The following is a 10,849-nucleotide window of genomic DNA, read 5'->3' on the forward strand; positions in this document are numbered from 1 at the left end:
GCACTCAGCCGGACCCGATCGCCGTAGCCGGCCCGCTCGGCCTGGGCCCGCACCCGCTCGACCACCGTGGCCGAGATATCGGTACCCCAGTACTCCTCGACCTCACCCACGATCTTCGCCAACAACAGACCCGACCCCACACCGATCTCCAACACCCGACGCGGCGAGAACCGCAACACCTGCGCCACCGCCGCATCCCGCCACTGCGCCATCTGCTCTAACGGAATCGGCTCACCGTCGTACGAAGACCTCCACAACCGGAAGTCCTCACCCCACGCCTCGTCGCCGGAATCGGCATAACCCTCGTCGTAGACCTGACGCCACTCGTCCACCTGTGTGCCGTCGTCGACCACCGCCCCATCCGAACCCGGCACCACGTACCCCACGAGGCGCTTGTCGCCCTCCTGGTTCTCCCGCACCACCACCACGGCCTGCGCCACACCGGGGCACCCGGTCAGTACCTGCTCGATCTCACCCAGTTCGATCCGAAAGCCGCGGATCTTCACCTGGAAATCGGTACGCCCCAGAAACTCGACCTGACCGTCCCTGTCCCACCGCGCCACATCCCCGGTCCGATACATCCGCCCGCCGGGCTCACCGAAGGGACAGGCGACAAACCGGCTCGCAGTCAACGGTGTCCGGCCCAGATAACCCCGCGCCAACCGACACCCGCCAGATACAGATCCCCGGCGACCCCGGGCGCGACCGGACGCAACGCGGCGTCCAGCACGTACAGTTGGGTGTTCCAGATCGGGGCACCGATCGGCACCCGATCCGCACCCGGCACGTGCTGCCACGCCGAGACCTCAACCGCGGCCTCGGTCGGGCCGTACAGGTTGTGCACACCGCAATTCGGCAGGGCACCCACAACCCGGTTCGCCAGAACCGCCGAAAACGCCTCCCCCGCGACCTCCATCCACCGCAGGCTCACGCACTCCTTGGCCAACGGCTCGGCAACGAACGCCTCCAACAGAGACGGCACGAAATCCGCACCCGTCACCTTCTCCCGCCGGATCAACTCCGCCAGATACGCGGGGTCCTTGCGTCCGTCCGGACGGGCGATGACCACAGCGGCCCCGACCTGTAACGGCGCGAACAGTTCCGGCACCGACACATCGAAACTCGCCGACGTACTCAGCAGCACCCGGTCCTCGACCCCCACGTCGAAGTGCGCCAGGCCCCACGCCAACCGGTTCATGATCGACCGGTGCGACACCTGAACACCCTTGGGACCACCGGTGGACCCGGAGGTGAAGATGACATACGCGGCATTGTCCGGTGACAACACCCGCACCGGATTCGTCTCCGGATACCCGGACACCTCCGGAAGCACCCCGTCCAACACCAGTAGCGGCCGCGCGATGTCCAGCACACTGCGCACCCGGTCCCCGGGCAACTCGGTATCCACCGGCAGGTAAGCCGCGCCCGCCTTCACCACCGCGTAGATCGCCACCATCAGATCCACGGAACGCGGGATCCGCAGCGCGATCAATCGCTCGGCGCCCGCACCCTGCTCCACCAGCCAATGCGCCAACCGGTTCGCGCGGCGGTTGAACTCCCCGTACGACAGCGTCTCCTGATCACCCACCAGGGCAACCCGATCGGGGTCACGCTCCAATGCATGTTGATGTTCAACACGAGGCCGTTCGGGTCGCGCACGAAGAAACGCCGCACGCCCCACGCCTCGTCGGTGATCGGGTGGACGATCTCGTAGCCCCGGGCCTGCGCTTGGGCGTAGGCCGCGTCCACGTCCTCGACCTCGATGGACATCGCCGTGGTGCCGGACTGCGCGTCCCAGTCGCAGTCCGGCGTCACCACGATGAGCTGCGCGGTGGGGTTGATCGGCGACCGGAACATCAGGAAACCCGGCTCGTCCATGGCCGGCTCGAAGCCGAGGAAGTCCTGATAGAACTCGCGGTTGGGGGCCAGTTCGGTGGCCGAGACACTGGGTACGACACGGCGGATCGTCATCGGGCCAGACTAGGGACGGGGACCGACATCGGGCCGACGACGGGCCGGAACACGCGTCCGTGTGCCCCGCCCGGCGGTACCCCGGCCGCCCGAGGTCAGCGCACGTCGCGTGCGATGTTTCCGTGGCCCTCCAGGTTCCAGCCGATCACCCGTTCCGGGTGGATGCGCAGCACCTCGTTGCTGAAGAACTCGGGGGCGAACGGGGGTTCGTGATCCGTGAGCAGCTCCGCGCGACCGCGGATCTCGACGCCGCGTCCCCAGCCGGGCCGATACGCGCCCGGCTCGTCGGGCGTCATGTCGTCCACCACGAACGCGACGTGCGGATTGGTCTCGGCGTTGCGCCACTTCAGGCTCGCGCTGAGAGCGGGGCCGCCGATGTCCACGGTGCCGTCCGTGTTGAGCACGAAACCCACCGGTCGTACCTGCGGGACGCCGGCGGGGTTGACGGTGGCGAGCCGGCCCAGACTCCGAGTGGCGAGGTAGGCGCGTTCTGTGTCGGTGTAGGTCATCGTGAGTGCGCTCCGTCCGTGGCCGCCGGAATCGGGAGCGGCGGGTCGGTCCGCCGAGCTCCTTCCGGATCCGGGGCCGACCGTAGAACTTCAAGCGCACTTGACGTCAAGGTCCCGCGGCATGTGACGTCGAGGAGTCTCGCCCTCGACGCGTGGGTGGACCAAGCTCCGCGTGGCTCGACGCCCGCGTGGGTCGGCCACTCACGCCACCAGCAGCGCCTCGTCCCACCCGGCCGCGGCGCGGCCGTGAGCGTATGCGTCCAGCGCCGCCGCCACGCCCGCCGCGCCCTCCAGGAACGCCGGGACGTCGGCGCCCTCCGCGACGTGCGTCATGGTCGAGCGGAACCCGAATCGGTACTCGTCGCGGAAGCGACCGATCACCACCGCCGCCAACTCGTCGCACACGCGCGTCAACCGCGGGTCGTCCCATTCCGCGTTCATCCGGCCCAGAACGTGCAACAGGCCGCCCCACCCGTGGCACAGCGCCGGATCGTCGGTGACCCAGGTCTCGACCGGGGCGTCGAGCAGGCCGATCAGGGAGCGGCGGGCCAGGTCGTGCCAGTCGGCGCGACCGAGCGCGAGCGCCGCCAACTGGACCGCCCGGGAGACGCCCGGTACGCCGTAGCACCACGACGGGCGTTGCCGCGTACCCGTCGTCCCCGGGCCCCGGGCCCAGCGGTCGAGGGTCACGTAGCCGGGCCACGACACACCGCCACCGTCCGGGTCGGGCACGGCCCAGCGGGTGAGCAGGGCGGCGATCGACTCGATCGCCTCGCGTTGCCCGTCGACCACGACGCCCTCCCGCCACGCGAGGGACAGCAGTGCGAGTGGGCCGGCGATCCCGTGTGACAGGCCCAGGTTCAGGTGTCCGTCCGGGAGTTCGACCTCCTGGCCGAGCTTGGGGGCGGCCGTGGTCCACCAGCGGGGCACCCGGTGTCCCCGGTGTCCGATCTCGCCGTCGGCGAGCGCGACCAGCCAGGACAGCACCAGGCGCAGTTCGTCCGCGCAGCCGTCGCCGCGGGCGAGGAGGTAGCGGCCCACCCCGCTCATGCCCCGCACCACCTCGAACGCGCCGTTCGTGGTCAGGGGTTGATCGCCCACCGCGGGGAGCGCGCCGCGGACCAGGCGCCGTTGGTGGTCGTCGAGCCGCTCCAGCGCGGACACGTAGCCGCCGGTGGCCCGGTGCGCGACCAACACCGCGTAGGCCGCGGCACCGGGCCCCGAGTAGATCCCGGCCGGCGGGTGTTCGCCGGCCGAGAGCGCCGCCATCGCGCGGGTCAGGTACGTGTGCGCGTGGGCGGTGTGGCTGCCCCCCTGTGGAGTCGTGCCGGCGAACGCCAGCGAGACGCCGGGATATCCGCTCGACAGCGACAGGTCTATCCACAGCGGCAGGTCCACGCCCTCGGGCCAAGCCGAGCCGGGGATCAGCGTGTCCGCGGCGGTCGCCTCGGGATCGGCCAACCGGTCCAATACCCGCGCGACGACCACCCGGGCCCGCGCGGCGTGCAAAGGCTCACCCATGACAACCGCCCTCCTGGGAACGGGCCTTGCCGGGCCGGACGTCGCCCGCGTGGGCGGCGCGGCCCAGGTGGTCGCGAGCCATGCCGAGCAGGATCGCGTGGCCCCGATACTCGCGGGCCCGGTCGATCCCCAGCAGCCGGTTGTGCTGCATGTGCAGCAGCCCCAGGATCGCCGTGTCGTGGTCCACGTGTGCGGGCGCCCGCCCGGCGTCGGACAGCACGACCTCGCCGTAGGCGCGCGGTTGTGGCGTCTCGGTCCACAGCCACGTCAGGCCCGGTGCCGCGAGCCGCTCGGCGAACGTGACCGCGGTACGACCGGGGCGGATCAACTCGCGTGCCAGGGCTCGATGTCGGCGAAAGACGACCTGCTCGGGACCCGGCGCGAACGCGTGGTCGACCCACGAACACCAGTCCCAGTCCCCGAGGGACTCCAGCAGCATGACGTTGTTGACCGCGATCAACACCTCGTCGGGCAGCGCGAGTCGCCCCGCGCCGCGCAACCGCAGTTGCGCGAGGGCGGACGCGCTGTCCACCTCGAACAACCCCTCGGCGAGTGGCATCGCCGCCTCGCCGCCGTAGCGCGTGGACTCGGGTTCGTACCCGTCGAGCACCATCGTGCGGATCGCCCCGGCCGTCCGCATCTCTCTTGCCCTACGCGCCAGTTCGGGCAGGACCCGAGTCCGCAGAGTGGCCGGGTCGCCGTGGAACCTGAGCCGAAGATGCGGCTCCGGGTCCGCGTAACGCATGAAGAACCAGCGGTCGACGTGCTCCCCGACGTCACGCAGCAGCGGCGACAGGTGGGTACGCAGCAGTTCGTCGTGCGTGTCGGGCGTCGCATACAGCTTCGCGAAGAGCCAGTCCTCGCCCGGGAGATGGTAGGTGCGTTCGAACGCCTCCCGGACGGTCCGCGCTCGCGCCGACGAGCCCGCGGCCGAACGGGGCACGGATTGTCGGACGGCCCCGGTGGTCCGCGCCTTCGCCTCGGGCTTGGCCTTCGCCTCGGGCTTCGGCTTCGCCGCGGGCCTCGGCTTCGGTTCCGCCGGGCGCCGGCGAGTCATCGGCACCACGATTTCCGTGCTGTGTCCGCCGGCCCAGCCGAATCCGCGCCCGCCCTCGGTCGCGTCCTCGAACAGGGCGAACCGACCCTCCTTGCGCACCTCGTGCCGCAGCAGCGTGCGGTGCCAGGCGTCGGCGAGGTCGATTCCGTAGACCCGGTCGAGGTTCGCGATCCGTACTCGGTCCGGCACCCGATACCGCTCCCGCCACGCGCCGAGCGCGCGATCCCATGCCCCCGAACCCGGATCGCGGGCGGCGTCGCGCAGCGTGCGATCCGGTACCCAGCGCCGCGGCGACACGGTGACCCGGCCGAGCGTGACGCGCGGCAACAGCGGCAGCGTCTCCAGGCCCGCCCACTCCCACCCCGTCCAGGTCCGGGCCCGGCCGAAGACGATGTCCACGAGCAGGCGCACGACCTCCGGCGCTTCGCGATCGAGCGCCAGCATGTGCGGAACCACGGGCAACACCCGCTGCCCGGTCCGCGCGAGGGTGAGCAGCATGCCGCCCTCGTCCACGCCGACGAGCAGGTCGCGCCAGTCCAGACAGCCGGGGTCGGAACGGTCGGCGAACACGCCCACGGGGATCTCGTGCGACAGCAGTCTCGGCACCTGGATCATGTTGAGCGCGCGCACGGCGTGCGGGCGAAACAGCACCTGTGCGGGCAACACTCCGTCCGTCTCGGCGCCGGCACGGATCAATCGGGACAGGTGCGTCGTGCTTTCGGTCAGTTCGGCGAATCGGCCGGCCATCGCACCGGCCACCCACGAGCCCGCGTGCGGGGTGCCGATCAGCCGGAAGTCGCCCCGATCCAGGGCCGCGGCGCTGTCGGCGAGCAGTTGGAAGCACACCTCCAACGAGCGCGGCGGCTCGTCCGCGACGCCGCCGCCGCCGGCGCCGGTGGCCGTGGGCGCGTCGCGTGTCGCGGCGGCGAGCCGGTCGACGAGCTCGGGAGTGAGCCGCAGTTCGAGATCGTCTCGAAGCAGCGCCTCCTGGACCAACTCGGCGGTCAGGGAGCGGCGTTCGCGCGAGAGCGTGGGGGGCGTGCCGGTCGAGACGTTCGTGCCGTCGGCCGCGGATCCGTCGCGGTAGCCGGTGGGGAATCCCAAGCCGCGGTGTGGGTCGACGAGTTCGGCCAACCGGACCGCGCCGCCGGTGCCGTACTTCTCGATGAACCGGTTCCGGTATTCGCGCATGTGGGCGTGGGTGACCCAGTCGGCGGAGATGGCCCACATCGCGGAGGCGTAGCGGCGGGCCTCGGCACCGACGGCATGGGGCAACGCGACGTCGGCATCCATCCGCAGGTCCACCTGGACCGGCGGGTGCGCGAGAACGCCGTCGGTGTCGACGAGTTCGTTCAACCGGCGCCACGCTTCGCCGCCCGCGCCGGCCTCGGTCTTCTCGTACACCGACAGCGCGGCCCGGATCGTGCGCAACCGCCCCGCCGCGGCCGGGAGCGCGGTCGTCGCGGCCTCGATCCGATCGAGCAGCGCGTCGTCGATCCGGTGCGGGGTGATCGACGTGATCAGGAAGCCGTGTCGGACCAACTGCGCGAGTAGACCCTCGATCCTCGCGGGCGTCGCCTCGGGGAAGGTCTCCGCGGCTCGGGCCAGCAGGCGGTTGTAGCCGACGGGCAACTCGGCGGCGTCGCACACCCACGCCACCAGGGCGTTGCGGCGCACGGACGTCTCGCGTTCGGGCCCGGGCAACACGAGCCGTCCGTCCCGAGTCCGACTGCGGTCGTCGAGGACGACGTCGACGCGGCTTCTGACCTCGGCAACCGCGAGCAGGTCACGCACCCAGGCATCGAGCCAAGCACCGTCCAGACGCGCCGCCTTGGGTCCCGGACCGCGAACCGTCACGCGTGTCGCGGGAGCCAGGCTCGCCGTACCCACGCCCGCGAACAGCCCGAACGGGGTCGGCCGTCCGCCCAGTCGCAGTGCGTAGCGGGTGACCGAAAGGGCGGTGCCGGCCAGCCGTTTGGCCCCGGGATCGATGCCCGCGTCGAGCTTGTCGAGGGAATCGGACAGGCTGCCGCTCGCGACGCGGATCGCCTCGCGCAGCAGTGGGTCGGCGACCACGCGCGCGATACCCGCGGCGGTGTCCGCGTCGCGGGTCCCGGCCGCGCCGCCGACTTCGGTACTCGGCACGCTCGCCATCCGCACGAACAGCGGCTCGGCCGGCTCGAACACGTCCTCGACGATGTGGTCGCCGGCCTTACCCCCGAAAGGTTCGTCGCCGAAAGCGTCGTTCTCGAAAGCCTTGTCGCGCACTGGCCCCATGCCCCCGCGTCACCGGCGCTCGGCCGGGAGAACCGACCCGGGGACGGGCGGAACGCCCGCCCCCGGTTTTCACAGGTCAGCAGCAGAGCGGACACCTGGACTGCACGCCGTACGTGCTCGGTGACGTGTAGTCGCCGCTCGTGCCGAAGTTGGTCGAGGCGAGGTCGCTCTCGACGATGCGGACGTCGAGGTCCAGGTCGGTGGGTTCGGCCATGTCGGTCGGGTCTTCGAACAGAACCTTGTCGTTCATGGGAACACTCCCCGTGATCGGTCGCCGCAGCTGGATGTGCGCGGTGAAAGGTCGAGATCTGTTTGATCTCGTTCAGGACCGTAAGCGGCGGAAGAGATCATTCACAAGGATCATTTCCGGTCACACCGTCGGCTTGAAATCGCCTTGGTGCGGCACGAATTCGGTACATACTCTGCGAGGACGCCGGGTGAACGTCACCCGGCGTTCGAACGTGGCCGGCGGGGGCTGCCACGGTTTGCGAGCACGGTGATCGGGCCGAGACGACCCCGGCGACGCGCGTGCCGCGCTGTCGTACTCCGCCCGCCCGCTCGTTTTCGCGTGCCGCGATCATCTCGGCCCTCTGCATCCTTTCGCCCTCTGCGTCCTTCGTCCTTCGTCCTTCGGGTTTCGATTTTCGATGACGTACGGTCGGGGGTACGCGCCGCAACGCATCGTCGGTCGGCCGTGAGCAGGCCACGACGGGAGCGAGGCGCGCTCTCGGGCAGAGCCTGCGTGCGAGGTAGGGAGGCCCAGTGGGCTCGTCCGGTGCACTCACGCGGTCGGTACGACGATTGTTGGGTCGGGCGGGGAGCGTGGGCGCCGGACCACTGGGGCGATCGGTCGCGCGCGCGGGGGAGCGGGAGGCGGCGTTGCGGGAGCTGTCCCCGACCGGGCTTCGGGCGGCGGCACAGGCCGCGCGCGGCACGGACGACCACGTCGAGGTGTGCGCACTGGGCCGTGAGGCCGCGCGGCGGGCCTTGGGGGAGCGGGCCTTCGACGTTCAGCTCGAAGGCGTCCTGAGTCTCCTGCGCGGGACGGTGGTGGAAATGGCCACCGGCGAGGGGAAGACCCTGGTCGGCGCGCTGGCCGCCGCCGGATTCGCGCTCGGGGGGCGGCGGGTGCACGTCCTGTCCGTCAACGACTACCTGGCCCGCCGCGACGCCGAGTGGATGGGGCCCGTCTACGACCTGCTCGGGCTGACCGGCGGCTGTGTGGACCAGCACTCCACGTGGGAGCAGCGGCGCGACGCCTATCGCCGCGACATCGTGCACGTGGCCGTGGGCGAAGTGGGATTCGACACGCTGCGTGATCGACTGCGTACCGACGCCACGAGGGCGGTGCTGCCCCCTCCCGATGTCGCGATCGTCGACGAGGCCGATGCGGTGCTGATCGACGAGGCTCGGATTCCACTCGTCCTGGCCGGGGGTGTCGAGGCGGGGGCGGGCGACGCGCGGGCGGCGCACGCGGTCGCGGATCTGGTCGAGGGCAAGCACTACGAGTGCGAACCCGACCGGCTCACCGTCCACCTCACCGACGAGGGTCTGGTGGAGGTGGAACGCGTTCTGGGAGTGGACGACCTGTACGCGGTCGGCATGGGCGAGCAACTCTCCCGGATCAACGTCGCGCTGTACGCACGGGCGCTGCTGCACCGTGACGTCGACTACGTCGTGGCCGAGGACCGCATCAGCCTCGTGGACACCAACCGCGGCCGCCTGGCCCGTCGCCAACAGTGGCCGGACGGCCTGCACGCCGCGGTGGAGGCCAAGGAGGGCCTGACCGGCGGGCCCCGGGGGGAGATCCTCGACCAGCTCATCGTGCAGGACCTGATCGCGAGCTACCGCACCGTCGCCGGGATGACCGGCACGGCGGTCGTCGTGGCCGAGCAACTGCGCGAGTTCTACCGCCTCGAAACCGGCGACCTGCCCCCCAACGTGCCGTGCGTACGGGTCGACGAGGACGACCGCCTGTACATCGACGGCAAGAGCCGCGACGCGGCGCTGATCACGGTGGTCGAGCGCGCGCACGCGAGCGGACGGCCGGTCCTGGTGGGCACTCCGGACGTGTCCACGTCGGAGCGAATCGGCGACGCGTTGCGCGATTCGGGGCTGGACTGCGCGATCCTGAACGCGCGCGACGACACCCAGGAGGCGGCGATCATCGCCCGCGCGGGGGCCGTGGGCGCGATCACGGTCTCCACGCAGATGGCGGGCCGCGGCACCGACATCCGCCTCGGCGGCCCCGACGGCGCGGACCACGAGCGGGTGGCCGAGCTCGGCGGCCTGCTGGTGATCGGTGTCGGCAGGTATCACACCCGCCGCCTGGACGACCAACTCCGCGGGCGGGCCGGTCGCCAAGGCGACCCGGGCACGTCGATCTTCCTCACCAGCCTGGACGACGAACCGATCACCCGGCACGCCCCCGACCCGCCGCGGCTGTCGCGCGTCGACGAGGACGGCCGGGTCTTCGACGCCGCCGCCCGCCGTCACGTCGAGCACGCCCAACGCGTCGCGGAGGGCGCCCTGTCGGACACCCACCGCACGACGTGGCGCTACAACCAACAGCTCCACCTCCAGCGGGTGGAGGTACTCGACCGGCGCCGGCGCATCCTGGAGGGCGACGAAGCCCGACCCGTCCTCGAAGAGCGCTGCCCGCAGCGCTGGGCGGAACTGACCGACACGGTCGGCGAAGCGGTTTTGGCCGAAGCCGCCCGCGAGATCCTCCTGTACGAACTCGACCGCGCGTGGAGCGATCACCTGGCCTTCACCGCCGAACTCCGCGAAGGCATCCACCTGCGCGCCCTCGGGCGACAAAGCCCACTCGACGCCTTCCACGCCGAAACCCGGCGCGCCTTCGCCGACTTCACCACCCGTGTGGACACCGCCGCCGCCGACCGCCTGCGCACCGCCCACATCACCGAAGCCGGCCTCGACCCCACTCGCTCCGGCCTCCACCGCCCCACCTCGACCTGGACCTACATGGTCACCGACAACCCCTTCGGCACCCCGGACGACCGAGTCGCCGCCTACCTACGCGGCCTGATCCGCCCGGCCTCGCGCAACGACTAGGCCGCATCGGGGGTGTTGCCGATGTTGCCGGCATCGAGGGTGTTCGGCGGGGCGACGGCCGTCGAGTCGGTCGGCGGGCCGTCGCCCTTACGTGCGCCCGGGTATCGGCGAGGTGCATGGCGAACCGGCGCCGGGGGACGGCGCCGGAGTGGGTGACTCGGCAGTCGAGTTACGCGCCGGTAATGCCGGTGTGAAGTCCCTGCCGACGACGGCGCGAGGGCCCCACGTCACCCCCGGTACGGTTGCCTTCGGTGAATCGGGGGTGCGGGTGGTGGACGGCGACGCGGACGTGCAACGCGCGCGGGAGCTGGGCGAGCGGGGCCGGGCGCGCTGCGCCGACGGGCTGGCCGGCGGCGCCGGGCCGGCCCTCGCGGAGGCCGTCGAACTGGTCGCGGAGGCGCTGGAACTGCTCCCCGTCGACGACGACGCCTGGCCGACT

8 protein-coding genes and 1 pseudogene are annotated in these 10,849 nt (G+C 71.3%); 2 read left to right on the top strand and 7 right to left on the bottom strand.

From position 1 onward, the window contains the following. From GT354_RS53080 to lanA, 7 genes and pseudogenes are all read right to left on the bottom strand, one after another. Positions 1-563, bottom strand: a pseudogene (locus tag GT354_RS53080) (non-ribosomal peptide synthetase); the annotation flags it as partial. A gap of 65 nt (positions 564-628) precedes the next feature. After that, a complete protein-coding gene (locus tag GT354_RS42380) occupies positions 629-1,588 on the bottom strand; it encodes an AMP-binding protein (RefSeq protein WP_202512908.1) in 960 nt (319 codons plus the stop codon). Next, a complete protein-coding gene (locus GT354_RS42385) occupies positions 1,489-1,971 on the bottom strand; it encodes a VOC family protein (RefSeq protein ID WP_202512909.1) in 483 nt (160 codons plus the stop codon). The genes GT354_RS42380 and GT354_RS42385 overlap by 100 nt, the downstream gene beginning before the upstream one ends. Before the next feature lie 95 nt (positions 1,972-2,066). After that, the gene (locus GT354_RS42390) at positions 2,067-2,480 is read right to left on the bottom strand and encodes a PPOX class F420-dependent oxidoreductase (RefSeq protein WP_161354085.1); all 414 of its coding nucleotides are present in this window, start codon (positions 2,478-2,480) and stop codon (positions 2,067-2,069) included. Positions 2,481-2,681: 201 nt separating this feature from the next. Continuing rightward, on the bottom strand, positions 2,682-4,001 hold the full coding sequence (locus GT354_RS42395; RefSeq protein WP_161354086.1) for a lanthionine synthetase C family protein: 1,320 nt from the start codon (positions 3,999-4,001) through the stop codon (positions 2,682-2,684). Then, positions 3,994-7,335 carry a lantibiotic dehydratase gene (locus GT354_RS42400; protein ID WP_161354087.1) on the bottom strand — a complete coding sequence of 1,114 codons (3,342 nt, stop codon included), beginning with the start codon at positions 7,333-7,335 and terminating at the stop codon, positions 3,994-3,996. The genes GT354_RS42395 and GT354_RS42400 overlap by 8 nt, the downstream gene beginning before the upstream one ends. Positions 7,336-7,411: 76 nt before the next feature. Further along, on the bottom strand, positions 7,412-7,585 hold the full coding sequence (gene lanA / locus GT354_RS42405; RefSeq protein WP_237534230.1) for an SCO0268 family class II lanthipeptide: 174 nt from the start codon (positions 7,583-7,585) through the stop codon (positions 7,412-7,414). A gap of 512 nt (positions 7,586-8,097) precedes the next feature. Between lanA and secA2 the strand changes: the two genes are divergently transcribed. Next, entirely contained in the window at positions 8,098-10,410 is a 2,313-nt protein-coding gene (secA2, locus tag GT354_RS42410; protein ID WP_161354088.1) for an accessory Sec system translocase SecA2, read from the top strand. A 190-nt stretch (positions 10,411-10,600) separates the two neighbouring features. Further along, on the top strand, positions 10,601-10,849 hold a 249-nt coding region (locus GT354_RS42415; RefSeq protein WP_161362166.1), incomplete at its 3' end, for a hypothetical protein.

The organism is Streptomyces sp. SID3343 (assembly GCF_009865215.1).
In the GTDB taxonomy this organism is placed as follows: Bacteria; Actinomycetota; Actinomycetes; order Streptomycetales; family Streptomycetaceae; genus Embleya.

Excerpts from the sequence above, each read along its gene's own strand:
- GT354_RS42385 (WP_202512909.1), bottom strand. The coding sequence starts at position 1,971 with ATGACGATCCGCCGTGTCGTACCCAGTGTCTCGGCCACCGAACTGGCC.
- GT354_RS42390 (WP_161354085.1), bottom strand. The coding sequence starts at position 2,480 with ATGACCTACACCGACACAGAACGCGCCTACCTCGCCACTCGGAGTCTG.
- GT354_RS42395 (WP_161354086.1), bottom strand. The coding sequence starts at position 4,001 with ATGGGTGAGCCTTTGCACGCCGCGCGGGCCCGGGTGGTCGTCGCGCGG.
- GT354_RS42400 (WP_161354087.1), bottom strand. The coding sequence starts at position 7,335 with ATGGGGCCAGTGCGCGACAAGGCTTTCGAGAACGACGCTTTCGGCGAC.
- lanA (WP_237534230.1), bottom strand. The coding sequence starts at position 7,585 with ATGAACGACAAGGTTCTGTTCGAAGACCCGACCGACATGGCCGAACCC.